General features: G+C 71.0%; 32 protein-coding genes. 10 read left to right on the top strand and 22 right to left on the bottom strand.

Annotated features, from left to right (window positions below):
* Positions 1-9: 9 nt before the first annotated feature.
* Positions 10-1,356: a CoA transferase gene (locus DMC64_RS31460; protein WP_125736452.1), complete on the top strand. Its 1,347-nt coding sequence runs from the start codon at positions 10-12 to the stop codon at positions 1,354-1,356.
* Positions 1,357-1,374: 18 nt separating this feature from the next.
* Here the strand turns inward: DMC64_RS31460 and DMC64_RS31455 are convergent, their stop codons facing one another.
* The 8 genes from DMC64_RS31455 to DMC64_RS31420 form a co-directional block, all read right to left on the bottom strand.
* Complete coding sequence (locus DMC64_RS31455) at positions 1,375-1,719, bottom strand: hypothetical protein (protein ID WP_125736451.1); 345 nt, start codon at positions 1,717-1,719, stop codon at positions 1,375-1,377.
* Complete coding sequence (locus DMC64_RS31450; RefSeq protein ID WP_038515728.1) at positions 1,716-2,531, bottom strand: DUF692 domain-containing protein; 816 nt, start codon at positions 2,529-2,531, stop codon at positions 1,716-1,718. Before DMC64_RS31450 ends, DMC64_RS31455 begins: the two co-directional genes overlap by 4 nt.
* A complete protein-coding gene (locus DMC64_RS31445; protein ID WP_125736450.1) occupies positions 2,521-3,459 on the bottom strand; it encodes a TIGR04222 domain-containing membrane protein in 939 nt (312 codons plus the stop codon). Before DMC64_RS31445 ends, DMC64_RS31450 begins: the two co-directional genes overlap by 11 nt.
* Before the next feature lie 113 nt (positions 3,460-3,572).
* Positions 3,573-4,439, bottom strand: a complete 867-nt coding sequence (locus DMC64_RS31440; RefSeq protein WP_125736449.1) for a TIGR04222 domain-containing membrane protein — start codon at positions 4,437-4,439, stop codon at positions 3,573-3,575.
* Positions 4,440-4,514: 75 nt separating this feature from the next.
* Positions 4,515-4,937 (bottom strand): peptide-methionine (R)-S-oxide reductase MsrB, encoded by a 423-nt coding sequence (msrB, locus tag DMC64_RS31435; RefSeq protein WP_034318341.1) that lies wholly within the window; start codon positions 4,935-4,937, stop codon positions 4,515-4,517.
* 19 nt (positions 4,938-4,956) lie between these two features.
* On the bottom strand, positions 4,957-5,262 hold the full coding sequence (locus DMC64_RS31430) for a hypothetical protein (RefSeq protein ID WP_038515722.1): 306 nt from the start codon (positions 5,260-5,262) through the stop codon (positions 4,957-4,959).
* 73 nt (positions 5,263-5,335) lie between these two features.
* Entirely contained in the window at positions 5,336-6,937 is a 1,602-nt protein-coding gene (locus tag DMC64_RS31425) for a serine/threonine-protein kinase (protein WP_233629891.1), read from the bottom strand.
* 166 nt (positions 6,938-7,103) lie between these two features.
* Positions 7,104-7,790, bottom strand: a complete 687-nt coding sequence (locus tag DMC64_RS31420; RefSeq protein WP_037344502.1) for a TVP38/TMEM64 family protein — start codon at positions 7,788-7,790, stop codon at positions 7,104-7,106.
* A gap of 24 nt (positions 7,791-7,814) precedes the next feature.
* On the opposite strand from DMC64_RS31420, the gene DMC64_RS31415 reads away from it, so the two are divergent.
* Positions 7,815-8,372 carry a GNAT family N-acetyltransferase gene (locus DMC64_RS31415; RefSeq protein ID WP_125736447.1) on the top strand — a complete coding sequence of 186 codons (558 nt, stop codon included), beginning with the start codon at positions 7,815-7,817 and terminating at the stop codon, positions 8,370-8,372.
* 19 nt (positions 8,373-8,391) lie between these two features.
* Positions 8,392-9,411 carry a DNA polymerase domain-containing protein gene (locus DMC64_RS31410; protein ID WP_125736446.1) on the top strand — a complete coding sequence of 340 codons (1,020 nt, stop codon included), beginning with the start codon at positions 8,392-8,394 and terminating at the stop codon, positions 9,409-9,411.
* Here DMC64_RS31410 and DMC64_RS31405 read toward each other — a convergent pair.
* Positions 9,408-9,830, bottom strand: coding sequence for a hypothetical protein (locus DMC64_RS31405; protein ID WP_125736445.1), 423 nt, complete (start codon positions 9,828-9,830; stop codon positions 9,408-9,410). The two genes, DMC64_RS31410 and DMC64_RS31405, sit on opposite strands and share 4 nt — an antisense overlap.
* A 242-nt stretch (positions 9,831-10,072) precedes the next feature.
* On the opposite strand from DMC64_RS31405, the gene DMC64_RS31400 reads away from it, so the two are divergent.
* The 3 genes from DMC64_RS31400 (at position 10,073) to DMC64_RS31390 (ending at position 11,902) form a co-directional block, all read left to right on the top strand.
* Positions 10,073-10,465: a DUF6221 family protein gene (locus tag DMC64_RS31400; RefSeq protein WP_037343808.1), complete on the top strand. Its 393-nt coding sequence runs from the start codon at positions 10,073-10,075 to the stop codon at positions 10,463-10,465.
* Positions 10,466-10,472: 7 nt separating this feature from the next.
* The gene (locus DMC64_RS31395; protein ID WP_199755160.1) at positions 10,473-11,513 is read left to right on the top strand and encodes an LLM class flavin-dependent oxidoreductase; all 1,041 of its coding nucleotides are present in this window, start codon (positions 10,473-10,475) and stop codon (positions 11,511-11,513) included.
* Between the two features lie 152 nt (positions 11,514-11,665).
* On the top strand, positions 11,666-11,902 hold the full coding sequence (locus DMC64_RS31390; protein ID WP_037343811.1) for a S1 RNA-binding domain-containing protein: 237 nt from the start codon (positions 11,666-11,668) through the stop codon (positions 11,900-11,902).
* Between the two features lie 82 nt (positions 11,903-11,984).
* On the opposite strand, the gene DMC64_RS31385 is transcribed toward DMC64_RS31390, so the two are convergent.
* Positions 11,985-13,499, bottom strand: coding sequence for a CdaR family transcriptional regulator (locus tag DMC64_RS31385; protein WP_125736443.1), 1,515 nt, complete (start codon positions 13,497-13,499; stop codon positions 11,985-11,987).
* A 206-nt stretch (positions 13,500-13,705) separates the two neighbouring features.
* Between DMC64_RS31385 and pruA the strand changes: the two genes are divergently transcribed.
* The gene (gene pruA, locus DMC64_RS31380; protein WP_125736442.1) at positions 13,706-15,334 is read left to right on the top strand and encodes an L-glutamate gamma-semialdehyde dehydrogenase; all 1,629 of its coding nucleotides are present in this window, start codon (positions 13,706-13,708) and stop codon (positions 15,332-15,334) included.
* A 16-nt stretch (positions 15,335-15,350) separates the two neighbouring features.
* Positions 15,351-16,280, top strand: a complete 930-nt coding sequence (locus DMC64_RS31375; protein WP_125736441.1) for a proline dehydrogenase family protein — start codon at positions 15,351-15,353, stop codon at positions 16,278-16,280.
* An 87-nt stretch (positions 16,281-16,367) separates the two neighbouring features.
* Here DMC64_RS31375 and DMC64_RS31370 read toward each other — a convergent pair whose 3' ends face one another.
* Positions 16,368-16,724, bottom strand: a complete 357-nt coding sequence (locus tag DMC64_RS31370; protein ID WP_038515702.1) for a co-chaperone YbbN — start codon at positions 16,722-16,724, stop codon at positions 16,368-16,370.
* A gap of 90 nt (positions 16,725-16,814) precedes the next feature.
* On the opposite strand from DMC64_RS31370, the gene DMC64_RS31365 reads away from it, so the two are divergent.
* A complete protein-coding gene (locus DMC64_RS31365; protein ID WP_037343824.1) occupies positions 16,815-17,057 on the top strand; it encodes a DUF2630 family protein in 243 nt (80 codons plus the stop codon).
* Between the two features lie 91 nt (positions 17,058-17,148).
* Here the strand turns inward: DMC64_RS31365 and DMC64_RS31360 are convergent, their stop codons facing one another.
* The 10 genes from DMC64_RS31360 to DMC64_RS31315 form a co-directional block, all read right to left on the bottom strand.
* Positions 17,149-18,705, bottom strand: a complete 1,557-nt coding sequence (locus DMC64_RS31360; RefSeq protein ID WP_199755159.1) for an alpha/beta hydrolase — start codon at positions 18,703-18,705, stop codon at positions 17,149-17,151.
* 72 nt (positions 18,706-18,777) lie between these two features.
* On the bottom strand, positions 18,778-19,857 hold the full coding sequence (locus tag DMC64_RS31355; RefSeq protein ID WP_037344505.1) for an ATP-dependent DNA ligase: 1,080 nt from the start codon (positions 19,855-19,857) through the stop codon (positions 18,778-18,780).
* Between the two features lie 28 nt (positions 19,858-19,885).
* Positions 19,886-20,473, bottom strand: a complete 588-nt coding sequence (locus DMC64_RS31350) for a hypothetical protein (protein WP_037343828.1) — start codon at positions 20,471-20,473, stop codon at positions 19,886-19,888.
* Positions 20,470-21,006: a DUF6286 domain-containing protein gene (locus DMC64_RS31345; protein WP_125736439.1), complete on the bottom strand. Its 537-nt coding sequence runs from the start codon at positions 21,004-21,006 to the stop codon at positions 20,470-20,472. Before DMC64_RS31345 ends, DMC64_RS31350 begins: the two co-directional genes overlap by 4 nt.
* Before the next feature lie 13 nt (positions 21,007-21,019).
* Positions 21,020-21,376 (bottom strand): Asp23/Gls24 family envelope stress response protein, encoded by a 357-nt coding sequence (locus DMC64_RS31340; protein WP_037343833.1) that lies wholly within the window; start codon positions 21,374-21,376, stop codon positions 21,020-21,022.
* Complete coding sequence (locus tag DMC64_RS31335; protein ID WP_005157087.1) at positions 21,373-21,549, bottom strand: hypothetical protein; 177 nt, start codon at positions 21,547-21,549, stop codon at positions 21,373-21,375. Before DMC64_RS31335 ends, DMC64_RS31340 begins: the two co-directional genes overlap by 4 nt.
* Positions 21,549-21,998, bottom strand: a complete 450-nt coding sequence (locus DMC64_RS31330; protein ID WP_037343835.1) for an Asp23/Gls24 family envelope stress response protein — start codon at positions 21,996-21,998, stop codon at positions 21,549-21,551. Before DMC64_RS31330 ends, DMC64_RS31335 begins: the two co-directional genes overlap by 1 nt.
* A gap of 132 nt (positions 21,999-22,130) precedes the next feature.
* Positions 22,131-22,556, bottom strand: a complete 426-nt coding sequence (locus tag DMC64_RS31325; protein ID WP_125736438.1) for a hypothetical protein — start codon at positions 22,554-22,556, stop codon at positions 22,131-22,133.
* Positions 22,556-23,113, bottom strand: coding sequence for an RNA polymerase sigma factor (locus tag DMC64_RS31320; protein WP_037343839.1), 558 nt, complete (start codon positions 23,111-23,113; stop codon positions 22,556-22,558). Before DMC64_RS31320 ends, DMC64_RS31325 begins: the two co-directional genes overlap by 1 nt.
* Positions 23,110-23,856, bottom strand: coding sequence for a pyrimidine reductase family protein (locus DMC64_RS31315; protein WP_125736437.1), 747 nt, complete (start codon positions 23,854-23,856; stop codon positions 23,110-23,112). Before DMC64_RS31315 ends, DMC64_RS31320 begins: the two co-directional genes overlap by 4 nt.
* A gap of 98 nt (positions 23,857-23,954) precedes the next feature.
* On the opposite strand from DMC64_RS31315, the gene zapE reads away from it, so the two are divergent.
* Positions 23,955-24,989 (top strand): cell division protein ZapE, encoded by a 1,035-nt coding sequence (zapE, locus tag DMC64_RS31310; RefSeq protein ID WP_037343841.1) that lies wholly within the window; start codon positions 23,955-23,957, stop codon positions 24,987-24,989.
* On the opposite strand, the gene DMC64_RS31305 is transcribed toward zapE, so the two are convergent.
* A complete protein-coding gene (locus DMC64_RS31305; protein ID WP_125736436.1) occupies positions 24,943-25,551 on the bottom strand; it encodes a phosphatase PAP2 family protein in 609 nt (202 codons plus the stop codon). The genes zapE and DMC64_RS31305 overlap by 47 nt on opposite strands.
* Between the last annotated feature and the right edge of the window lie 29 nt (positions 25,552-25,580).

Here is a 25,580-nt window from a genome sequence, read left to right as displayed (position 1 = left end):
AAGGCCTCCGTGGACACCCGCGTCTGGACCACGCTCACCGGCGACACCCTCGCCGAAGACGCCGTCGAGATCACCGGCCCCGAGTCGGTGCTGCCCGGGACCTTCCGGGTCGAGGAGGCGGCCACGACGAGTATCGCCGCGGCGACGCTCGCGGCCGGGGAGCTGTTGCGGCTGCGGGGAATCGAGCCGGGCAAGGTCTCGGTCGACACCCGGCACGCCGCCGCGTCGTTCCACAGCGAGCAGTACGTCCGCGTCGACGGCGAGCCGGTGCCGTTCAGCGCACCGCTGTCCGGCGACTACCGCGCGAACGACGGCTGGGTGCGGCTGCACTGCAACTATCCGCGCCACGTGTCCGCCGTGTGCTGGGGGCTCGGCGTTCCCGCGACGCGGGCGGCGTTCGAGAAGGTCGTGGCGGCCAAGTCGAAGTACGAGGTCGAATCGGCCGTGGTCGGCGCGGGCGGTGCCGCGGCCGCGCTGCGCACCCGTGAAGAGTGGCTGGCGCACAAGCAGGGACAGGCGTCGAGCGCGTTGCCGGTCGCCGACATCCGGCCGCTCGGGACGTCGGAACCCGTGCGGCTCTTCGAATCCGACCGGCCGCTGGGCGGGGTGCGGATCCTGGACCTGACCCACGTCATCGCCGGGCCGGTCGCGGGCCGCGTGCTCGCCGCGCACGGGGCGACCGTCATGCACATCGGTTCGGCGCAGCTGCCGACCGTGCCGCCGCTGGCCGTCGACACCGGGATGGGGAAGCTCTCGGCGTACGTCGACCTGGAGACCGAAGCCGGGCGCTCGCGGCTGCGCAAGCTGATCGCCCGCGCCGACGTCGTGCTGCAGGGTTTCCGGCCGGGTTCGTTGACCGCCAAGGGTTTCTCCCCGGAAGCGATCGCCGAACTGCGCCCGGGCATCGTGGTCGCGGACCTGTCCGCCTACGGCTGGGAAGGGCCGTGGGCACGCAGGCGCGGGTTCGACAGCCTGGTGCAGATGGCGTCGGGGATCGCCGACGAGGGCGGCAAGGCGGCCGGGCTCGACGGTCCGGGCCCGCTTCCGGTACAGGCACTCGACCACGCGACCGGCTGGCTCACCGCGGCGGCGATCATGACCGCCGTCCGCCGGGCGGCCACCGAGGGCGGCAGCCAGCACGTCCGCACCTCGCTCGCCGGGACGGGGGAGTGGCTGAACTCCTTGGGGCGCAAGGAAGCCGGGCCCACCGGATTCGACGGCGGCGAGTGGCTCGAAGACGTCGACGGCCAGCTCGGCCGCGTCACCCGGGTCAAGATGGCGGGCACCCTGCCGGGCTCGAATCCACAGTGGACGGAAGCGACGCACGTACCGGGGAGCGACCGCCCGGTCTGGTGACCGCACGCATTCAGAGGACTAAATGCGGCGGAGCCAGCGTGTGAACCGGCCTCGGGGCTTCGGGACCTCACCGCGCTCCACGAGCCACGTGCCGAAAGCGTCGGCATAGGCCCGCGCGCGGATCGCGTCGGTCTTCGGGTGGCTCGTCGCGTACTCGCGGAAGAGCGCGGCGAACCGGTCACCGAGGGCTTCGGCGAGGTCCGGGCGGAGGTAGGCGGCCAGCCTGCTTTGCTTGTTCCGCAGGACGTCCGCCTCGATGCGGAGCCTGTCCGCGTCGAAGCCCGCCGGGGCGTCGCCTCCGGCGAGAAGCGCCTTGAGCAGCTCCGCCTGCTGCCCGGCGAGCCGCTCCCTGGGCGACGTCACGGCGAGACCGCTTCCCGCAGCGCGGCCAGCTCCGCCGCCAGTTCGGTGTCGGACGGGTAGTCGTCGTCGCGTTCCAGCAGGACGCCGGGCGGTTCGGTACGGCGCCGCAGTTCGCGCAGCAGATCCAGGACTTCCGGCACCACCGGATGGGCGTGCGTGTCGTGATAGACGCCGTCGCGTTCGACACCGCCCGCCATATGGGTGTACGCCAGGCGCTCCCACGGGATCTCGTCGAGGAACCGCTCGGGATCGGTGCCGAGGTTGCGGGCGTTGGCGTACAGGTTGGCCACGTCGACGATCAGCAGGCAGCCGGTCCGGTCGGTGAGCTCCCGCAGGAACTCCGATTCGGTGAACTCCGCGTCCGGCCATTCCAGCACCGCCGCGATGTTCTCCAGCGCGAACGGGACCTCCACGATGGACTGCGTCAGTTTGACGTTGTCCACCAGGACGTCGAGGGCTTCGCGGGTGCGGGGGAGCGGCATCAGATGGCCCGAGTCGAGGCCGCCCGCGCGCACGAAGCACACGTGGTCGCTGGCCAGCGGCGCGCCGAGCTCGCGGGTGACCTCCGCGAGATGCTCGACGCGCGCGGTGTCCAGCGGTTCGGCCCCGCCGAGCGACAGCGAGACCGCGTGCGGAAGGACCGGCATCCCCTTGTCGCGCAAGGCGACCAGCGTCTCCGGCAGATGCCCGGCGTGCAGATTCTCGGCGACGACCTCGACCCAGTCGACGCCCGGCAGCCGCGCGATCGAAAGGTCGAGCTCGTGCCGCCAGCCGATGCCGATCCCGAGCCTGCCGGGTCCGTCAGCCGCCACAGCCGCCGCCTCCACCGCAGGAGCTGCCGCCGCTGCTGCACGAGCTTCCGCCACTGCTGCACGAAGAGCCGCCGCTGCACGAAGAGCCGCCGGACGAACCGCCGCCGAAACCGCTGGAGACCGGCGGCGGGATCAGGGCCGCGCTCAGCTCCTCGTCGGGGTAGGAGGCGAGGCCGCCGAACGCGACCGCCGCCGCGGCGCCACCCAGCACGGCGCCGCCGACGTAGCCCGGTCCGTTCGGGATGCCGCGTTTGCGCTCCCGTCCGTGCGCGGACCTGGCCTTGTGGAGGACCCGGTTGCCTTCGGCGGTCGGACGAGGGCCAGGCTGCCTGTTCTTGAGCGCACGGGCGATCAGGGTCGCGGCCCCGGCCGCGAGCAGCATCGGGATCAGGAAGCCGACCGGGCGGTCGCCGGCGAGCCCGGCGATCAGGCGCACCACACCGAAGACCAGTACGGCGAGGTACAGGAAGTACACGACCCGGCGGATCCGTGGCCCCTGATCGACGACGACCAGCCCGCGTGCCTCCAGATCCTTGGCGAGCGCCTGCATCGGCCCCGACAGCCGCAGCCGGTCACGGATGCCGCGGGTCGTGGCGTTGTGCCCCGGCCGCGCGCTCTTGGCGACGGCCTTCTCGATCGGGTCGGCCGGCTCGGGACCGGTGAGCTGGAGCTGCTTCGAACTGCTGACCCGCAAGGTCCCGCGGTCGACCAGCGCCGCGATGGCCGTGTCGACCACCCGGTCCGAGCCGCCGGCGAGATAGGCGAACTCGTACACCGTCGGCTGCGGGCCGCTCACTTCGGCGCTCGGGGCTCTGGTGCCCAGTTTGGCCGCGATCGTCCACACGAGACCGGCGATCAGCGGGAACACCAGCAGGATGGCGTAGATCGCCAGGAACGTGGGTCCGGGGATGCCCCAGGTGTATTCCATCGCACGGGCCTTTCACGAGCAGGTGCACTTACCGTAGTCGGACGCCGCGCGGTCCGATCGTGGTTCCGTGATTCGAGCATCCGACGCGGAGTCCGGCGACGGCAGTTGGGCCGTCAGCCGCCGCAGCCGCCTCCACCGCCGCCGCAGGAAGAACCTCCGCCACCGCACGAGGAACCGGCGACGTACATGCCGCCTCCGCCGCACGTGCTCGCCGTACCGGCGAAGAGCCGGGCCTTCGTGCCGCCGGTCCTGATCAGCGTCACCGCGACGACCTGGTCCGGGAAGGCCTGCCAGCCGTTGAGCGCCACCTGCCCGGCCGCGCTGTGGGCCAGTCCGCGGTCCCAGTCGCCGTACCGGAGCGCCAGCGTGCCCGCGGCGGTCGCCCGGCCGGAGCCGTCCGGCCATTGCCGCCACGCGGCCAGGCCGATCGCGCCGATCACCCCGACGATCAGGACCACGAGGGCGCCGACCGGCCGGTGCAGCGGTACGGCGTTCGCCAGCCGCACGATCCCCAACGTCAAGACGGCCACGGACAACGCGATCGCGTACCGCCAGCCCATCCGGCGGTGTTTCTCGGAGACCAGCAGGCCACGCTGTTCGAGATCCGCGCGCAGGGCCCGGACGACCTCGTGCCGGGCCATCTTCGAACGCAGCTCGCGCAGGCCGATCCCGTTGCCGTGCACGAGCGAGACGACCGCGCGCTCGAAGGGATCGGCGGGGGCCGTGTTGACCGGGTGCAGGAGGCCGCGTCCGTCCGGCCGCAGGGAGTGTCTCGCGATCAGGCCCGCGACGGCGGTGTCGGTGACCCGGTCCGCGCCGTCCGCCAGCGCGGCCAGGTGGTAGAGGCCGGGTACCGTCCTGGCTCCGGTGTCACGGCGCAGCCACCACTCGTTCGCCACGGCGAGCGCGACCGGCAGTACGGCACAGACTCCGTACAGCCACGCGAAAGCCGGTCCGGAGATCCCCCAGGGTTCGTTCATACGACACCGCCCTCCCCGACGCTGTTCCTGTCCTCCGGGAACGCGCCGGGAAGGGCGGTGGTTCGCTTCGTTCGGTTACGACTCGGGAACGAGCTTCAGCGAGATCGAGTTGATGCAGTACCGCTGATCCGTCGGCGTGGCGTAACCCTCGCCTTCGAAGACGTGCCCGAGGTGGCTGTGGCACGACTTGCACAGCACCTCGATCCGGCGCATCCCCATGGTGGTGTCCTCGCGGAGGAGGACGGCGTCGGTGTCGGCCGGGTCGTAGAACGACGGCCAGCCGCAGTGGCTCTCGAATTTCGTGTCGCTGCGGAACAGCTCGGCGCCACAGGCTCGGCACTGGTAGACACCGGTGGTCTTCTCATCGGTGTACTCACCGGTGAAGGGGCGCTCGGTGCCCGCCTGGCGAAGGACGGCGTACTCGTCGGGGCTGAGCTGCTCCCGCCATTCCTGCTCGGACTTGACCACGCGTGGCGTGGCTCCGACAACGGGTTTCATGCCTTTCACCGGTTCCACGTTACCCCGCGAGCCACGCGATGGCCCGGCCGATGATGTCCCATGCGGTGACCATCACGCCGAGCACGATGAGGACCACGACCAGTGCCGAAACCCACCAGCGCAACCCGCCGAGCCGGTTGCTGGAGTCGGCGAAATCGGAGACACCGTCGAGGCAGGCCTCCACGGTGAAGTTCGGGCCGCAGCGCTCGATGCGGTCCAGATGCTCGGCGAAGGCCCGGGCCTCGGGGTCGTGCGGGTCGAGGCCTACCAGGTCTTCCTGGAAGCGAGGATTCTGGCGAGGTCCGAAAGGTCCGCTATCGGCCATACCGGCAACAGTAAGCCACGATCGGCGATTGGCCTACCACCAGCGAGGCGGGTCTCACCCCCGCCACGCTGCGTCAGTTGCCGAGTACTCGCGTGTCGGCGTCGATGAGGTACTGCCCGCCGACCTGGACCACGCGCAGCGCCGGCCGCGGGCCGCCGTTGATCGTGATGTTCATGTCGATCGACCCGTCGGGGTTTCCGCCGCCGCTGTCGGCTCGTGCCTTTTCGGAGCCGGTGACCTTGTGCGCGGCCCAGTATTCGGCGAAAGCCTGCTCGGAGCCGTACACCGCCTTCGCTGCGTCAGTGAGCTTGTTCCAGCTCGCGGACGTGCCGATCTTGCCGGTGTCGAAGAAGTCCAGGAGGAAACCGCCCACGCTGGAGTAGCTCGTGATCTTTTCGCTGGGCGTCTTTCCCAGGCCCGCGGGCGCGGGACTCGACGAAGACGGGGCGCTCGATTTGGGCGCCGAGGTGCCCGGCTGCGGGTTCGCCCCGGCGTTGTTCCCGCCCGGGGTGTTGCCCCCGTTGCTCGAGTTCAGGATCAGGAACACGATCACGGCGATCACCACGACCGCGGCACCGGCGCCCGCGAACAGGACGGCCTTGCGCTTCGCGTCGGTCGGCTTGGCGGGCGACGGGCGCATCGGGGCGGCCGCGGACGGCGGCGGGCTCATCGCGGCGACCGGACGCGGCGGGGTGTTCGGCGGCGCGGACGGCGAGCGCATCGGGATGAACGCGGCCGTCGGCGTGTGCGTCTTGGTGGGTTGCGGAGGAGCCGCGGTGGAGGCGGCCGGCTTGTCGGTCCGCTGCCACGGCGGGCGGTCTCCGCCGGGGATGCCGTGCCCGGGGGTCTCGGGCACGGCGGGCTGTCTACCGCCGCCCGCTCCGAAAAGCCGCGGCGAGGCGGCCGTGCCCGCGCCGGATTCGTTCGCCGCCAGCGCGGCGAGGCGCTCCCTGGCCTCGGCCATGGTCGGGCGCTCGGTCGGCTCGGTGCGCAGCAGGCTCATCAGCAGCGCCGTCGCGGCACCCGCCTGCTGCGGCGGGTTGATCTGGCCGTTCGCGGCCGCGTACAGCAGCGCGAGCTGGTTGGAGCTGTTCCCGTACGGGGTCTGGCCCTCGATCGCCTGGTAGAGCGTCGCGCCGAGCGCGAAGACGTCGGAGCTGGGCACCGGATCCGAGCCGCGCGCCAGCTCGGGCGCGAGATACGCCGGGGTGCCGCCGATCAGCCCGGTCTGGGTGAGCGTCATGTCGCCGGCCGCGCGGGAGATGCCGAAGTCGGTGATCTTCGCGGTGCCGGACTCGTCGATCAGGATGTTGCCCGGTTTGACGTCGCGGTGCACGATCCCGGCGCGGTGCGCGGCGACCAGCGCCGACGCGACCTGCTCGCCGATCTTCGCGACGCGCCCCAGCGGCAGCGTGCCTTCGTCGGCGATGATCGCCGAGAGGCTCGGGCCGTTCAGGTACTCCATCACCAGGCAGGGGTCGCCGCCGTGCTCGGCGATGTCGAACACCACGATCGCGTTCGGATGCTGGAACCGGGCCGCGTTCTTCGCCTCGCGCATGGCGCGCTGGCGCATGTTGTCGCGTTCGGCTTCGGAGACACCTGGCTGCGGGAGGATCTGCTTGACCGCCACCGAGCGCTCGAGGCGGACATCGATGGCACGCCAGACCACCCCCATGGCACCGCTACCAATTTGCTCGACCAGGCGATAGTGCCCAGCGATCAGCTGACCGGTGTCGATGGCGACTGCTCCTGACACATTCTCCGGGTGATGGTGGCGTTACGCGGCCTGACAGGTCCCGCGCACCCGATCGAGTGTAGCGGGCGGCGGTTTCGGCTCCCCGTCAGCTCGCCGGTGCGGAGGCGGGCAATTCTTCCTCGCCGCTCGGTTCGGGCGTCGGAGGGGCCTTGCGCCGGAAGACCTTGACCAGCCCGATGGCCCCCGCGGCGGCGAAGACGGCGTAACAGATCAGCAGGGCGGGAGGTGTTTCCCCGGTCAGCGCGTCGCCGAGGACGACGACGGCGACCGTACCCGGCAGGCTGCCGAGCGCGGTCCCGATCAGATACGGGGCGAAACGGACCGATGACACTCCGCACAGGTAACTGAACGGAGCGAACGGCACCATCGGGATCAGCCGTAAGGAGGTGATCGCCAGTACCCCGCCGTCCGAAAGCCGGTCGTTGACCGCGCGGACCTTCGCCCGGTGCAGGTGCCGGGTGACCAGATCGCGGCCGAGTGCCCGCGAAAGAGCGAACGAGAGCCCCGAGGCGACCGTGGTCGCCAGGATGCCGACGACGATCCCCGTCGTGGCACCGAGCAGCAGGCCGCCCGCCAGGTTGAACACGGTGCGCGGGATCGGCGCCACCGTCAGCACCGAATAGACCAGGAAAAACACCAGCGGGGTGGCCGGACCGGTCTCGGCGGCCCAGGCCCGCAGCCCGGCCGGACTCGGGATCGGCAGCAGCACCGCCGCCGCCACGAACAGGGCGAGTACGGCGAGCGCGAGGATTAATTTGGTACGCCCGGACACCGCGTCCACCGTACCGTGTCCGCCGTGATCGACACCGAGGCGCTGGGGGCACAGCCCGAACTCACCGGCGAGAACGTCGTGCTCACGCAGCTCGACGAGACCTACTTCGAACCCGCGTGGCAGGCGCTGCACGAACCGGAGGGCACCCGGTTCACCGGGACGCACGCGACGTTCACCGAGGAGCAGATCCGCACCTGGCTCTCGTCCCGGCCGGGCCTCGACGACCGGGCGGACTACGCGATCCTGCGCAAGGACGACCGCGTCTATCTGGGCGACGTCGTGCTCAACGAGGTCGACGCGGACAACCGCTCGGCCTCGTTCCGGATCGCCCTGACCGGGCCCGACGTGTTCGGCAAGGGGTACGGCACCGAGGCGACGAAGCTCATCCTGGACTTCGCGTTCGACGTCGTCGGCCTCCATCGCGTCTCGCTCGAGGTCTTCGACTTCAACCCTCGCGCGCAGCGGGTCTACGAGAAAGCCGGGTTCGTCCGCGAGGGTCTCCAGCGCGACGCGCTGTGGTGGGACGGCGAATGGCACGACGCGATCAGCATGGCGGTCCTGGAGACCGATCCCCGGCCCTGATCGGCGATACGGTGGGCGCATGCCCAAGAACGGTGAGCCGATCGAGGTCGAGGCAGGCGAGCGCAAGGTCCGGGTGTCCAGCCCGGACAAGGTGTACTTCCCGGCCCGGGGGATCACGAAGCGCCAGGTCGTGGAGCACTACGTCGCGGTCGGCGTGCCGTTGCTGCGCGCGATCGGGGAGCGGCCGACCACGCTGAAGCGCTACGTCGACGGCGTCGAGGGCGAGTGGTTCTACGCCAAGCGCGTGCCGAAGGGCGCCCCGGACTGGGTGGAGACCGCGAAGATCACCTTCCCCTCGGGCCGGACGGCCGAGGAGGTCTGCCCGACCGAGCCCGCCGTGTTCGCGTGGGCGGCGAACCTGGGCACCTTCGACTTCCACCCGTGGCCGGTGCGTCGGCCCGACGTCGACCATCCCGACGAACTCCGCATCGATGTGGATCCGCCGGACGAGGCCGGTTTCGCCGACGCGGTCGAGGTCGCGGGCGTGGTCCGCGACGTCCTCGATTCGGCGGGCCTGACCGGCTACCCGAAGACCTCGGGCGGGCGCGGGGTGCACGTGCTGGTGCGGATCCGGCCGGACTGGGATTTCATCGACGTCCGGCACGCGGTGATCGCGCTGGGCCGCGAGGTCGAGCGCCGGATCCCGGAAAAGGCCACCATCGCGTGGTGGAAGGAAGAACGCGGCGGCCGGGTCTTCATCGACTACAACCAGGCGGCCCGCGATCGCACGGTGGCGTCGTCCTGGTCGGTCCGCGGCACCCCGCGGGCGACGGTGTCGACGCCGCTGACCTGGGATCTGCTGACCGAGGTCGACCCGGACGACTTCGACGTCCTCACCGCGGGCGCCTTCTATGCCGAGCGCGGCGACCTCCACGCGCCGATGGACGAGCAGGCGTTCGGCATCGAGACGCTGCTGGACTGGTACGCGCGCGACGAACGCGACCACGGCCTCGGCGAGATGCCGTACCCGCCGGACTATCCGAAGATGCCCGGTGAGCCGAAACGCGTCCAGCCGAGCAAAGCGCGCGACGACACCTAAGACAAGGTGAACTCACACCCGGCGACCTGGACGAACTCGCCTTTGCGGGCGGTGAACCGCGCGGCGCCCGTGGTCAGCTGGTCGGCCACGATCTTCGACGCGCCTTCGGGCCGGAGCCGCGCCCAGTAGCAGTGCCCGTTTCCGCCCGGCGCCGGTCCGGGGGAGCGGTACGAGCCCGCTCGGATGTCCGTGCCGACCAGATAGGTCCCGTCGGCGAAGCGGTCCACTGAGGACGCGACCGCCGTGCGTCCCGAGGTGACCGGTGGTGCCGGGACGGTCACGGTCGGCGCGGGCGCGGCCTCCGCCGTGACGGTCACCGTCGCCGGAGTGAGCGGTGCGGCGACGGGCTCACCCGGCCGGGTGGCCGCCACCACACCGGCGCCGGCGCCCAAAGTGAGCGCGACGGCGAGACCCGCCACGACGGGGAACGCATTTCGTGACGAGGTGTGCGGTATCGGTGACGAATTCGCGCCCGGCATCGGTCTCTTCTTCGTTTTGCTCGCGGAGTGATTGCGCTTTCGTGTCGATCTAGAAACCTGTTACCGCTCCACCCGTGACCGATACGAGACTGTGTGACGCGTGGGACTCAGCCGTAACGCAGGGCTTCCTGCCAGCGACATTTCCCTCCGAACACTAGGCTGGGGGAGACGAAGGAGTACCCGTGGACGACCTGATCGCCTTCCTCGCCGCGCGTGTGGGGCAACGCCAGGCGTTGATCATGCAGGCGGTCAAGAAAACCGAGATCAACGAATCGCTCAATCGTGGTGAGACCAAGGTCGTCATCGAAAAGAAGATCCGCTCGCTCAACGACATCGAACTCGACGCGATCAATCAGATGATCAACGAGATCGAGGCGACCCGGCGGCTCCTGCAGGCGCATCGCACCACGGTTTCGGAGAAGGTCCCGGGATTCCCCTTGTACGGCAACGAGTACTGGTGCGAGACGTGCCATGTGCCCGCCGACGAGGCCGGCACGAACTGGTGCCTGACCCTGCGGTTGCTGGCCCTGCCGCACGCCGACCACCCGGACTACAGCGAGCGCTGGCGCCCCTGAGCGGGGAATGCCCACCGGGCCCGGACGCGTTGACCCGAGGGTGATCACGCTTTCGGTACTGGACCGGTCCCCGACCCGCCGCGGCGGCGACGCGCCCCGCGCCTTGCGGGACACGGTCGCCTTCGCGCGGGACATCGAAGCCTTGGGGTATCACCGGTTCTGGGTGTCGGAACACCACAGCGTGCCCGGTGTCGCCGGTTCGGCGCCCACCGTCCTGGCCGCGGCGGTCGCCTCGGCGACCGAGCGGATCCGCGTCGGCACCGGCGGCGTGATGCTGCCCAACCACCGGCCGCTCGTCGTCGCGGAACAGTTCGGCGTGCTCGAATCGCTCTTCCCCGGCCGGATCGACATGGGGCTGGGGCGTTCGGTCGGGTTCACCGGCGGGGTGCGGCAGGCGCTCGGGCACGAGAAGGACGACGCAGATCGCTTCGGCGAGCAGGTCCGCGAACTGCTGGGCTTCCTCGCGGGCGATCAGACGACGTATCCGGGCGTGCACGCCATTCCGGCGGAAGGTCTGCGCGTGCCCGCGTTCCTGCTGGCCACCGGCGCCGGGGCGCGGCTGGCCGCGGAACTGGGGCTGCCGCTGGTGATCGCGCCCGTCCGGGGCGAGGGTCCGCTGCTCGAAGCGATCGAGGGGTATCGGTCCGGGTTCCGGCCTTCCTCGCAGGCTTCGCGGCCGTACGTCGTGGTGTCCACGGCCATCGCGGTCGCCGAGACGGCCGAACGGGCCCGGCGGCTGCTGATCCCCGAAGCGTGGTCGACCGTCTATTCGCGCACGCACGGTGTCTTCCCGCCGCTGTCGCCGGTGGAGGAGATCCTCGCCGGGCCGCTGTCGGACCGCGACCGGGAGCGGCTGGACCGGGCGCTCGACGGTCAGCTCGCCGGCACCCCGGACGAGGTGGGCGACCGGCTGGCGGATCTCGTCGCCAAGACCGGCGCCGACGAGATCCTGGTGACCACCAGCACTTTCGACCAGGCGGAGCGGCTGGAGTCCTATCGCGCGCTGGCCGAGGTCGCCGAACTTCGCAGCCTGGCGGCCGTGTCGTGACCTTTGCTAGGGTCACGGCCATGACTGCCGGGTCGGCCTCGTGCCGTGAGCGGACGGGTTCCCCGGCCGCCGCTTGATCTCCGCGCGGGCCCGCAGCCCGCCTCCGCGTAGGTGTCCTCCTGTGGACCATGCGCGGAAAGGAGGTGAATCGCATGTCTCCCACCGAGAATTGGCGCGAGTTCGTCGTCGCGCACGCCGAGGGCGGCGTTCTGGACGGAGTCGTTACCCGGGTGCTCCCGTTCGGCGCGTTCGTCGAAGTGGCCCCCGGGATGGAGGGGCTGCTGCCGACCGTCGGCGGAACCGGCCCGTTCGCCGCCGGGGCGGCCGTCGCGGTGCGGCTGGACAAACTGGACGTCCAGAACCGCCGGTTCAGCTTGACCCTGGCCTGACCCCACGCGTTTCGTCCTCTGGATGCGGTACTTGCACACGCAAGGACCGCATCCAGAGGACTAATTGCGGGCAGGGAAAACCCTAGAGGCGTAAGAGGAGTTGGGTGAGCATGCGCTGAGCGGGGTCGTCCAGGTCGATCCCGGACACTTCGCCGGCGCGGCGCACCCGGTACCGGACCGTGTTCGGATGGATGTTCAGCTCGCGCGCCGCGCGCCGGACGTCCCCGAACGCGTCGAGGTACGCGAGCACGGCGGGCACCAGGATCCCGCCGTGCTCCGCGTCGTGCGCGACCAGTTCGGTCAGCCGGGGGTCGCGGATCCTCGGCTGCTCGCCGAGGAAGGCGAGCACCTCCGAGAGCAGGACTTCGGCGCGGACGTCGGCCAGCGAGGCGACGTCCGCGGTCTCGTGCCCGCGCGCCATCGTCGCCAGCACGCGGTCCGCGTCGCCGCGTGAGGCCGCCGCGTCCGAGAGCCGGGGCACGGCACCGCCGAGCGCCGCGCGCACCCGGACGTCGAGATGCCGTTGCGCGGTACCGACGATTTCCTTGGCCAGCGCCAGGATCCGCGCTTCCGCATGCTCGGGGAGGTCGGGAAGGAGCGCGTAGACCCGGCCGCCGATCACGCTCACCAGCGCGCTCCGCCGGTACGCGGCGGTGTGCACGGTGATCAGGTGCACCAGCTCGGCGCGCCGCAGCTGCCGATCGGTGGCGGCCCGGTCGCGGGGGAGCGAGAACGCCAGCACCATGGCGGGTTTCCCGGGATCCGCGCCGATGTCGTCGGCGACGGACTCGGCGTCGACGCGGCCGTCGAGCAGGCCCGCCAGCAGATCCTCGCGCAGCCGGAGTTCGGGGCTGGGCAGCGTCCGGTGGCGGATCAGCTGCGGCGCCAGCGCCCGGCTCGCGCCGAGCAACGCGACCTCCGCGCTTTCGGTGAGCGGATGCGCGCCCTCCTGGACCCAGATCGTGCCCAGCGGCTGCGATCCGGCGTGGATCCCGGCCGCGATCCGCCGCCGGATGCCGAGATCGGGCCGCTCGTCGATGCGGACGATGCCTTCACCGGCGCGAAGCCGCTGGTAAACGCCCCATTCACGCAACATCGCGAGATACCGTTCCGGGCCTTCGCGACCGAGGATCGAAAGCCGGCGCAGTTCGTCCACCTCGTCACCGGCCCGCGAATAGGCCAGCACACGGCTCGCGGTGTCCTCGATGCTGACCAGGCCACCGGTGAGCGTCGCGATGGTCTGCGCGAGCGAGAACAGATCGCCCAGCACCTCGCCGCTGTCCGCCTCGCCACCGGCGCGCGCCGCGTCGACCACGCCCCTGGCCAGTGCTTCGACCTGCTCCCAGCGCGCCTCGTGGCCGACCTCGATCAGCGCGATCCCCGCGTCGGCCGCGACGTCGACGACGGCCGAGCCGGTCTTGACCGCGACGGCGGCCGCGCCGGACCGCCCCGCCGCCCGGATCGCGCCCGCGGCGGAGCGTCCGCGTGCGCCGATCACCAGAACGAGGTCACCCGGATGGGCGTCGGGCGGATCCTCCGGATCGTGGATGACGACGTCCTCCACTCCGACGCCGAGCCCGCCAGGGGCCGCGAGCACCCTGACCAGCGGTTCCCCGAGCGTGGCGAGGACATGCCGGAGCGAGGCGCCTGTGGTCGTATCCGTGGTCAGGTCATCACCGAATTAAGCCGATCGGACAAGATGGTCACCCCGATTCTAGCCAGTCGAACAAGCCGTGGCGACGCCGTCCGGTCTACCGTTCGGGGTGAGACCTCTATCCGGCGAAGTGAAGTCAGGAGCAGTCAGTGGACGCCGTGACCCAGACCCCCGCCCCGAAGAACGAGCCGGTGCTGAACTACGCGCCGGGCAGCGCTGAGCGCGCTGAACTCGAGGGCGCGCTCAAGTTGCTGGGCAACGCCGACCCCATCGACATCACCGCGACGATCGGTGGTGAGCAGCGCAAGGGCGGCGGCGAGAAGATCGAGGTCGTCCAGCCGCACAACCACAAGGCGGTGCTGGGCGTCATCCACAGCGCGACCGCGCAGGACACCCATGACGCGATCGCCGCCGCCAAGGCCGCCGCTCCCGGCTGGCGCGCGCTGTCCTTCGACGACCGCGCCGCCATCATCCTGCGCGCCGCCGACCTGCTCGCCGGCCCGTGGCGCGCCAAGCTGAACGCCGCCACCATGCTCGGCCAGTCGAAGACCGCCTTCCAGGCCGAGATCGACTCCGCCTGCGAGCTCATCGACTTCTGGCGCTTCAACGTCGCGTTCGGCCGTCAGATCCTCGCCGAGCAGCCGGTCAGCTCGCCCGGCATCTGGAACCGGATGGAGCACCGCCCGCTCGAGGGCTTCGTGTACGCCATCACCCCGTTCAACTTCACCGCGATCTCCGGCAACCTGCCGACCGCGCCCGCGCTGATGGGCAACGTCGTGCTGTGGAAGCCGTCGCCGACGCAGAGCTACGCCGCGCACATGCTGATGCGGCTACTCGAAGAGGCTGGCATGCCGCCGGGCGTGATCAACCTGCTGCCGGGTGACGGCAAGGCCGTCTCCGAGGTCGCCCTGACCCACCGCGACCTGGCCGGGATCCACTTCACCGGTTCGACCGCGACCTTCCAGCACCTGTGGGCCACCGTCGGCGCCAACATCTCCGGCTACCGCACGTACCCGCGCCTGGTCGGCGAGACCGGCGGCAAGGACTTCGTGCTCGCGCACGCCTCCGCCGACGTCGACATCCTGCGCACCGCGCTGATCCGCGGCGCCTTCGAGTACCAGGGCCAGAAGTGCTCGGCCGCGTCCCGCGCCTACGTCCCGCGGTCGCTCTGGGCGAGCCTGAAGGACGAGCTGGTCTCCGAGACCGAGGCCATCACCTACGGCGACGTCAACGACCTGAGCAACTTCGGTGGCGCCGTGATCGACCGCCGCGCCTTCGACAAGCACGCCGCCGTGCTGGCCAGCGCGGCCGAGGACCCCGAGATCGAGGTCATCGCCGGTGGCACCGCCGACGACAGCGTCGGCTACTTCGTGCGCCCGACGATCCTGGTGTCGGACAACCCGGAGCACGAGATCTTCCGCACCGAGTACTTCGGCCCGATCCTCGCGCTCCACGTGTACGAGGACGAGGACTTCGACAAGGTGCTCAAGCTGGTCGACGAGACCGCCGACTACGCGCTGACCGGCGCGGTCATCGCGAACGACCGCACCGCCGTCGCGAAGGCGTCCGAGGCGCTGCGCTTCGCCGCCGGCAACTTCTACGTGAACGACAAGCCGACCGGTGCGGTCGTCGGCCAGCAGCCCTTCGGCGGCGGCCGCGCGTCCGGCACGAACGACAAGGCCGGTTCGGTGTTCAACCTGCTCCGCTGGACGAGCCCGCGCTCGGTCAAGGAGACCTTCGTCCCGCCCACCAGCGTCCGTTACCCCCACCAGGGCTGAGAACCAGGAGTTCGTGATGTTGCGTGCCCCGTTGCTCGCCGCCGCTCGATCCCAGCGGATGCGCAAGCTGGTCGAGGTCGTCCCCGCCACCCGATCGGTGGTGAGCCGGTTCGTCGCCGGCGCGAAGACGCCCGACGCCGCCCGGGTGGTCCGCGAACTGGCCGACGACGGCCTCCGGGTCACCCTCGACCACCTCGGCGAGGACACCACCGACGCCGAGCAGGCCGCGACGACCGTCTGCGCCTACGAGGAACTGCTGACCGCGCTGGCGGCCGACGGCCTCGCGTTCGGTGCGGATGTCTCGGTGAAGCTGTCTGCGGTCGGCCAGTTCCTGCCCGCCGACGGCGAGAAGGTCGCGCTGGAGAACGCCCGCAAGATCTGCGCGGCGGCCGAAGCGGTCGGTGCCACGGTGACCCTCGACATGGAGGACCACACCACCACCGACTCGACGCTGGGCATCCTCAAGGAACTGCGCACCGAGTACCCGTGGGTGGGCGCGGTGCTGCAGGCATACCTGCGGCGCACCGAGCAGGACTGCCGGGACCTGGCTGTCGAAGGATCCCGTGTCCGGCTGTGCAAGGGCGCGTACGCCGAACCCGAGGAGGTCGCGTTCCAGGACAAGTCCGAAGTGGACAAGTCCTACGTGCGCTGCCTGAAGATCCTCATGCAGGGCAAGGGTTATCCGATGGTCGCCTCGCACGACCCGAGGATGATCGCGATCGCCGAGAAGCTCGCGGCGGACGCGGGCCGCAAGGCGGACGACCACGAATTCCAGATGCTGTACGGGATCCGTCCCGAAGAGCAGCGCCGGATCGCGGGCGACGGCAAGACGATGCGCGTCTACGTCCCCTACGGCGACGAATGGTACGGCTATTTCATGCGCAGGCTGGCGGAACGCCCGGCGAACCTGGCGTTCTTCCTGCGCGGACTCGCCACCAAGGGCTGACCCGGTCCCGGGTGGCACTGTTCCGCTGAAGTACAAAGGGGCCTTGCCCGGCGAAATCCGCCGGGCAAGGCCCCTTCTTCGTGCTCGTCAGGCCTCCTGGGCCTCTTCCTTGAGCTTGTCCATGTCGATGTCGCGCGCCTGCTGGATGAGGTCTTCGAGCGTCTTCTCCGGCAGCGCGCCCGGCTGGGCGTAGATCACCGTCTTGTCGCGGATGACCGCGAGGGTGGGGATCGAGCGCACGTCGAAGGCGGCGGCCAGCTGCTGCTCGGCCTCGGTGTCGACGCTCGCGAACACGATGTCGTCGTGGTTCTCCGACACCTTCTCGTAGGTCGGCGCGAACTGACGGCACGGCATGCACCAGCCCGCCCAGAAGTCGATGATGACGAAGTCGTTGTCGGACACGACCTGGTCGAAGTTGGCGGCGGTCAGCTCCACAGTGCTCATGCCCGGCGTAACGAATCGGGCGGGACGCGCATTCCCGGGATTGCGCGTAGCGTCTCGGATGGAGCAACCCACGTTTCGCGGGAGGTGCGTATGGCCGACGGGGACATCCTCAGCCGGATCGACGAACTGGTCAGCGAGGAGCACGAACTCCGTTCGCGGGCGATCGGCACCGGGCTCAGCTCGGACGACCGGTCCCGCCTGGCGAGCGTGGAGCAGCAGCTGGACCAGTGCTGGGACCTGCTGCGGCAGCGGCGGGCGCGGGTCGAGTTCGACGAGGACCCGGATCAGGCTTCGGCGCGGCCGGTTTCCGAGGTGGAGTCGTACCGGCAGTAGCTCAGGCCGATGTCATGAAAGGGCCGTTCAGGACGAAAAACGTCCTGAACGGCCCTTTCATGACATTTCACGAGGCGACGCGGGTGGGGAGTCAGGCCGGGCAGAGGGTCCCGTCGACGGGCACCTTCCCGTCGATCAGGAACCCCCGCGTCGCGTCCGCCACGCACGGCGAGAGGCTCAGCGCGCCGTGCCCGGCACCCTGCCAGGTGATCGTGACCGCGCTCGGCATCTGGTCGGCGGCCCGGCCGGTGCCCTGTTCCGGGGTGACCGGGTCGGTCGCGGTGCCCGCGACGAGCATCGGCGGAGCACCCGGCGCGCCCGCGGGCGGGAGCGGTTCGCGGCGCACGGGCCACGGGCTGCACCAGGCCAGTTGCTGCGCGGCGAAGACGCCGAACTGCGGGTACTTGTCGCGCAGTGTCGTGGTCACGCGCGTGAGTTCCTCGGCCGAGAGCCGGGTCGCGCTGTCGTTGCACTTGGTCGCCAGCGTGCCGTCCAGCCGCGAAGGCCGCGCCCGGGAGTCCTTCAGCACCGGTTCGGCGAACGCGGCCAGCGGGGTGACGTCGCCGGTCTGCGCGGTCTTGAGCGCCTCGGCGAGTTCCACCCAGCGCGAGCGCTGCGCGAGCCCGGAGTAGATGGCGTACAGCGCGATCCCCGGCGTGATCTCCGCACCGTCGGTGGTCGTCGCGGAAGCGGAGCGGAGCCGGTCCGCGACGGCGGACACGGCCGAGCGGGCGTCGCCGAGCGGGCAGCCCCTCGCGATGCAGTCGGCGCCGAAAGCGTCGAGGGTCGCCTGCGCGCTCGCGGCGACCGACTCCTGCACGGCCGCCGCGTCGGGGGCGGGGTCGGGCAGTCCGTCGAGCATCACCCGGCCGACCTGCGCCGGGAACCGCACGGCGTATTCGGCGAGGACCTTCGAACCGTCGCCGCGTCCGAGCGCGTGCAGCTTGTCCATGCCCAGTTGCTCACGGAGTTCTTCGAGGTCGCCCGCGGCCCGCCAGCTGTCCATCGCGACCTGCGAGTCGTCCAGTTCGATGGCGCACTGCTGACCCGCCTTGCGCGCCGCGTCGACGACGCCTTCGAGGTCGGCGGCCGCCGGATCGCCGCCCAGGAGATCGGTGCGGATCTCCGCCGGGATGCACTGCACCGGCGCGGACGCCCCGGTCCCGCGCCGGTCGACCCCGATCAGGGAGAACTTCTGCAGGAACTCGGGCGGCAGCGTCGCGGCCAGCCGCGCGGCGTACAGCGACCCCGGCTCGCCGTCGACGTCGTTGACCACGACGAGCGGGATGGGCCCGCCGCCGGTCTTGACCACCGACAGCCGCGAGAGCCCGCGACCGGGCAGATCCGGCGCGTCGAGCGTGGTGGGCACCCTGGCGCAGGAGAACTTCAGCGTGTCCGGCACGGACGGCTGACCCAGCCGCTGCCGGGTCGCCTCGTCGCAGTCCTCCCATTTGATCGACGGCGACCGGGGTTCCGCGAGCGGCGGCAGCGGCACCTGCTGCGCCGTCGTCTGGCCGCCGGGAGCCGGCTTGCCGTCGTTGTCGATCACCGCGGGCCGGACCGACGGCCCGGCGGTGCAGCCCGCGAGCACGGCCGTCACCACGGTGGTCGTCAGGATCAGCCGTGGCGTGCGGCGGGCGGTGCTCACGGGCTGGTCCTCACTTCCAGGGCATGACAAAAGCTCGGAACAGAGCTTCGCAGGTCGGATGTCAGGACACGGTTAGCGGGTGCGTTTCACCTCGCCGCGGAACACGGCGTCCAGGTCGTAGCGGGCGACCTCGTCGAGCTGGGCGTAGGTGCAGGAGTCCGGTTCGCGGTCGGGGCGCCAGCGTTTGAACTGCGCGGTGTGGCGGAACCGCGACGGATATCCGCCTTCCGTGTGTTCGTAGCCGACCTCGACCACCTTCTCCAGCTTCAGCGGCACCCACGGGGCTTCTTTGGCCTTCCATCGGGTGATCCCGCCGGGGATCCGCTGGTGCTCCCGCACGTTGTCGCCCAGCCAAGGGTGATCCGCCCCGTCGGTGATCAGGGGCGCCAGCTCCTCGGCCAGTTCACGCCGCCGGGTGACCGGGAACGAGCCGACGACACCGGGATGGTGCAGCACGCCGTTCTCGTCGTAGAGCCCGAGTAGGAACGAACCGACCAGCTCGCCCGGTTCTCCGTCGACGTGCCAGCGCAGCCCCGCGAGCACGCAGTCGGCGGTGCGCGAGTGCTTGTACTTCAGGAGCACGCGTTTACCGGGCGTGTACGGCTCGTCGAGCGGTTTGCCGATGACGCCGTCGAGCCCGGCGCCCTCGAACAGCTCGAACCAGTGCCGCGCCACCGCGGGATCCGCGGTGGCCGGGGTGAGATGGATGCCGTCGGAGGCCAGCTTCTCCAGCCGTTCCCGCCGTTTCGACGTCGGTTCGTCCAGAAAGGACTCGTCGCCGAGCGCCAGCAGGTCGAACGCGACGAACTCGGCCGGGGTCTGCTCCGCCAGCAGCTTGATGCGGCTTTCGGCGGGGTGGACGCGGTCGGTGAGCGCGTCAAAGTCCAGTTTCCCGCCCCGGGCGACCACCAGTTCGCCGTCCAGCACGATGCGTTCGGGCAGCGCCGCCTTCAACCGCTCGACGACCTCGGGGAAGTACCGGTTCAGCGGCTTCTCCGACCGCGACTGCAGGGTCAGCTCGTCGCCGTCGCGGAACACCAGGCAGCGGTATCCGTCCCATTTGGGCTCGAACAGCAGCCCGCCGGAATCGGGGATCGCCTTCGCCGGTTTGGCGAGCATCGGTTTGACCGGCGGCGTCAAGGGAAGCGACATGACGGCCATTCTTGCCGCACCGGCGCGGTCAGCGCACCCGTTGCGGTGCCGTCGTGTCGAGTTCGATCCGGACGGCGGTCGGCAGGACGTCCACCCCGAGCGATTCCCGCGCGCGGGCCAGCACGGTGTGGTCGAGCTGCTCCCAGACCCGTTTCAGGTCGGTGCCCTCGACGAGCCAGAGCGTGATGCGCAGCGCCGGGTTCTCCTTGTCGCCGACCGCGCGGACCCGGGCGCGCCCGACCCCGTCGACCGTCTCGGCGTCGAGGCGGACGGCCTCGGAGATGGCCGAGGAAGTGACCACGAGGTCGTCGTCGAGTTCTAGGTCCGGGCGGCCTTCAGGGCGCAGCGACCGGAAGAACCACCACAGGCCCAGCCACAACAGGAGGACGCCGAGCACGATCGCGCCGACGCGGCCGGCGAGCGCGTGCCCCGACAACCAATCGAGGGCGATCGGGTCCACGAGTGGCCGGTCGGCGCGGTACGTGCCGAGCCAGCCCGCCCCGACCACCAGCGCCGCGGCCCCGCCGAGCAGCGCGAGGAGTCCGATGAGGACGGTCAGCGTCCGTTCCGTGCCGGTGGACCGGCCGAGTGCCTTGGCGGAGACCGAACGGGTCATCGGCGGTCCTTCGGGGAGTCGACGACGACCGACACCTTCGGCCGTCGCACCAACGGGACGTCGTCGAGCAGACCGGAGACCGTCTCCAGCAGCCGCGGCCGCAGCGCGCCTTCGGTTTCCAGCCTGCTCGTCGCGCGGACGCGGATCTTCTTGGCGGTGGCCGTGACCTTCGCGCCCACGACGTTGTCCTGCGCGCGCACCGTCACCCCGACCAGCCTCGCCAGCGAACGCGGCGACGTGGTCACGCTGACCTCGTTCGCCGGATCGGTCAGCCGGATGGCGCGCCGCCCGGCCGAGGCGGCCGCCAGGATCAGCAGCAGCCCGACGACCGCGACGGCGATCGCCAAATACCGGACTTCGGCGGTGTTCCAGGACAGCTCCGCGAGCCTGTCGCGCCAGTCGTCCCAGGGGACGAACAGCGGGCCGCGTCCCGGCCGCCACCAGCCCCAGCCGACCTCCAGCGCCAGCAGGACCCCGGCGGCGGCCAGCGCCAGCCCGAGCAGGGCCGACAGCAGGCGGACGAACAAACGCATGCGGGTGCTCCTTCTAGCGGACGCGGGGCGCGATGTCGGGCAGGAGCGCGGAGACCGTCACCGAGATGTCGCGGACCTGGTACGAGGTGATCCGTTCGACCTCCTCGGTGACCCTGGAGCGCAGGTCGCCGACGATCCGCCGCACCGGCGCCGGGTAGTTCAGCGCGACGTCGAGCACGAGATCGACGTCGTTGCCCTCGCCGCCGACCTTCGCGCTCGCGCCGTGTGTCCCCAGCCCGAGCCCGGCGATCCGCCGCTCGGCGCGCGTGGTCCCGTCGACCTGGTCCGCGGCGTGCTGCGCGATCTTGCGGACCACGGACGGCGCGATGGTGAGGGTGCCGCGGTCCTCCGGTTCGGCCGGGAGGGTCATTTGTCGCGGCCCCGGCCGAACAGGTCGCCGAGGTCGAGTTCGCCGTCGAGCACGCGGCCGAGGACGAGGCCGATGACGCCGACGGCCAGCGTCACCAGGAACGCGGTGAAGCCCTGGGTCGCGGCGAGGCCGAGGATGAGGCCGGCGAGCAGGCCGGTCTGGGTCCCGTTCATCACTCCACCCGCGAGGTCTCGGTCTCGCCGCCGTTCTCGTCGGGCAGGTGGATGTCGTTGACCGCGATGTTGACCTCGATCACCTCGAGGCCGGTGATCTGCTCGACCTGGCCGATCACGTTGCGGCGCACCGCGCGCGCGACGTCGACGATGCGGGCGCCGTATTCGACGACCACGTCGAGGTCGATCGCGGCCTGCTTCTCGCCGACCTCGACCGAGACACCGGACGTGGTGACGGTGCCGGAGCCGGGGATGCGCTCGCGGATCGCGCCGAAGGCCCGCGAGACGCCGCCGCCCAGGGCGTGGATCCCGGTCACCTCGCGGGTGGCGAGACCGGCCACCTTCTGCACCACCACCGACGAGATCGTGGTCTTGCCGGCGGCTCCTTCCTCGTTGAGCGACGACCCCGCGACCGGGGTGTCGGGCTTGCTCGCGCTCGGCTGCGCCATGAAGTTCGCTCCTTCTCGCACCGGTGCCGCGCGACCTGCGCGCGCGGCGATCCCTACGCTCTCACCGACCTGGACACACGCGCACGCCGAGCCGTCACGCGATGTCCCCCGGATGGGGTAATCAGTTGCGGTTCAGTCCGGGTGGACGTCGACGACGTGGACGTTGATCGTGGGCGGGGCCGAACCGAGCTGGCCGGACAGCGCCGCGCCGAGCCGGTGCCGCAACAGTTCCGCGACGCCGGCCTCGACGCCGAACCGGATCGTCACCAGCACCTGGAGCACGTCCTCTTCGAGCGCGACGGCCGAGACGTGGACCCCGCCGAGCTCGCGGCCGATCTCGGCGGCGAGGCTTCTGGTCATCAGCACCAGCGCTCGTTCCGAAACCTGGGTCTTGCCGCCCGACGACGGCAGATCGAGCGGCGCGGTGGTGTGCCCGCCGCGGACGCCGCCGACCGAGCGGAGCACCCGTTCGACGAGTCCCGGCGGTGTCGGTACCGGACGGCTCGCGGCGGCGCGGACCTGCTGCCACCGGGGGTCGTCGCGCGGATCCTCGCTCATCACCGTTCCCCGGGTCGGAAGTTGTCGCCGAGTTTCGCCAGCAGCGCCACCCGCGCGCGGTGCAGGCGGGCGCGCAGAGCGGGCACGCTGACTTCCAGCACCTCGGCCACCTCGTCGTAGGTCAACCCTTCGAATTCTCGCAGAATCAGCGGGATCCGCTGGCCGACGTCGAGTTCGGCGATCGCGCGCAGCACCCTGCCGACCTGTTCGGCGCTCACCACGTACCCCTCCGGACCAGGCACGACGCCCGCGTCGCCCTCGTCGAGCGGCACCGTCGGTTTCCGTCGCCGGACCACGCCGAGCGCGCCGTTCGTCGTCACCCGGTAGAGCCAGGTCGACACCGCGGATTCGAACCGGAAACCGGGCAAGGCGCGCCAGGCGGAGAGCCATGCCTCCTGGACGACGTCCTCGGCCTCCGACGAACTGCCGGTGATCCGCAGCGCCACCCGGTACATCCTGGCCGTGTGCCGCCGGACCAGGATGTCGAAGGCACCGTGGTCCCCGGCGGCGGCCCGGGCCGCCAGTTCCTCGTCCGGAACCGGCGCGGCCTCGCTCACCCGCTCTCCCGGCGGCGATAACGCAACATGGTGAAACCGTCTTCGAAGAGCACGGACGCGAGGTCCATCCGCCGTGGTTCCGGGGACGGGCGGCCGTCGGCGATCCGGCGTTCGCCCGCGCCCGCCAGCAGCGGGGCGACGGTCAGGCACAGCTGGTCGACGAGGTCGGCCGCGATCAGGTCGGCGAACAGCGCCGGCCCGCCCTCGCAGTCGATCCGGCGCAGCCCGCGGTCGTCCAGCAGCGCGAGCGCGCGATGCAGGTCGACGTCTTCGGTCCCCGCGACGAGCACCTCGGCGCCCGCGCGTTCCAGCGCCGCCCGGGGCGCCTTCTCGGTGGTGATGACGATCGGCGGGACCTTCGTGTCGGTGAACAACGGGCCTTCGGGGTCGAGCTCACCCGAACGGGTCACCACGGCGATCGGCGGCACCTCGGACAGCCCGAGGGCGACTCGGCGGGCGGCGCGTCCGGGAGTGATCCGCGCGCCGCGGTAGCCCTCGGCGCGCGCGGTGCCGGCGCCGACCAGGATCACGTCGGAAAGCAGCCGTCCCATCAGGAAGATCCGCTTGTCGGCGGGGGAGGAGAGCCCCTCGGACAGCTCGTCGACCGCCACCGCGCCGTCCGCGGAGCTGACGAAGTTGACCTGGACCCAGGGACGGGCCAGGTCTTCCGGATACCCGTAGAGCCGTTCGAGGTCGCCGTCGGAGACGGGTTCCGCCGGTGTCGTTGGCCACAAAAGCTGCACACCGCCATCCCAACACGCGCCCCACGGCACCGCTGAGCGGGGGATACGCCCGGTCAGGGAGAGTGAACCCGCGACGACGGTGCCGTTACCCTCGGCGAATGCCCGCCCGCCTGATCGATCGCCGTCCGGAGCTGTCCGCCGACGAGCTGATCACCGCGCTCGTCCCGCCGCCGAGGTTCGACGCGGTCCGGTTCTCCACCTACGTGCCCAATCCGGACGAGCCGAGCCAGGCACAGGCCGTCGTCGACTGCGGCGCGTTCGCGAAGCGCGTGGCGGAGGCCTCGAACCGGAAGCCGAAATCGAAGCTGCGCGCGTTGTTCGGCGGCGGGGACGAGGCGCCGTCCGGGCCGATGGGGCTCTACCTCGACGGCGGGTTCGGCGTCGGCAAGACGCACCTGCTCGCCTCGACGTGGCACGAGACGCCGTCGCCCAAGGCGTACGGGACGTTCGTGGAGCTGACCCACCTCGTCGGCGCGCTGGGGTTCGCCGAGGCGGTGCGGCGGCTGTCGGAGCACCGGTTCCTGGCGATCGACGAGTTCGAACTCGACGACCCCGGCGACACCATGCTCGTCACGCGGCTGCTGCAGGAACTGATCTCGGCCGGGGTGTTCGTCGCGGCGACCTCCAACACACTGCCGGACAAACTCGGCGAGGGCCGGTTCGCCGCCGCGGACTTCCTGCGCGAGATCCAGTCGCTGTCCGCGCGGTTCGGCGTCTGCCGCGTGGACGGTCCCGACTACCGCCACCGCGGGCTCCCGGACGCGCCGCCGCCCGCGAGCGCCGAGGAGCTGGAAGCCTCCGCCGCCGCGCATCCCGAGTCCACAGTGGACGATTTCGACGCGCTGTGCGACCACCTCGGCAAGCTGCACCCTTCGCGCTACGGCAGGCTTCTCGACGGCGTGACCCGGGTGCACCTGCGCGACATCCACCCGGTGCCCGACCAGAACGTCGGACTGCGGCTGGTCGCCTTCGCCGACCGGCTCTACGACCGCGCGATCCCGCTGGTGGTCTCGGGCGAGCCGGTGCCGGAGCTGTTCACCGAGGAGATGGTGAACGGCGGCTACCGCAAGAAGTACCTGCGCGCCGTCAGCCGTCTGACGGCACTGGCGCGCGACGCCGTGCAGCCCAGGTGAGCAGGACCCACGTCGCGCACACGGTCGCGACGGCGAACAGCGTGCCGCCCACGACGTCGGTCAGGTAGTGGTAGCCGAGGCCGATCATGCCGATCGTCACGCCGCAGAGCACCACCGCGCCCACCGTCGCGATGACCGCCCTGGCGACGCCGGGACGGGCGAGCAGGACGAGCACGGTCAGCACCGCGACCAGCGCGACGGTATGCCCGCTGGGGTAGGCGAGATAGGTGTACTTCCAGCGGTCGAAGAGCGGTTTGAGCACCCAGGTGTTCGCGAGGATCGCGACGAGCGGGCCCACGATGGTCAGCACCGCTTCGAGCCTGCGCCCGCCGATCAGGCACAGGACGGCGGCGAGCACCGCGACCGGGATCAGCACGTAGGCCTCGGTCGGCAGCACGAGTAGCCGCAGCAGGTCGGTGTCGGGGCCGAAGGCGCGCTCCACCCAGCGCACGGCTAGTTCGTCCGGACCGGCGACACCTCCGCCGGAGACCAGCACCCCGAGCACGACCATGATCACGGCACACGTCACCGCGACCAGCCCGTACGGCGCTCTTCCGCTCATCCGGCGAGATTACGTGACGGGCGATCAGT

The organism is Amycolatopsis sp. WAC 04197 (assembly GCF_003947475.1).
GTDB lineage: Bacteria > Actinomycetota > Actinomycetes > Mycobacteriales > Pseudonocardiaceae > Amycolatopsis > Amycolatopsis japonica.
The sequence above is the reverse complement of the archived record's forward strand: the minus strand, read 5'-3'. Positions and strand labels throughout refer to the sequence as shown.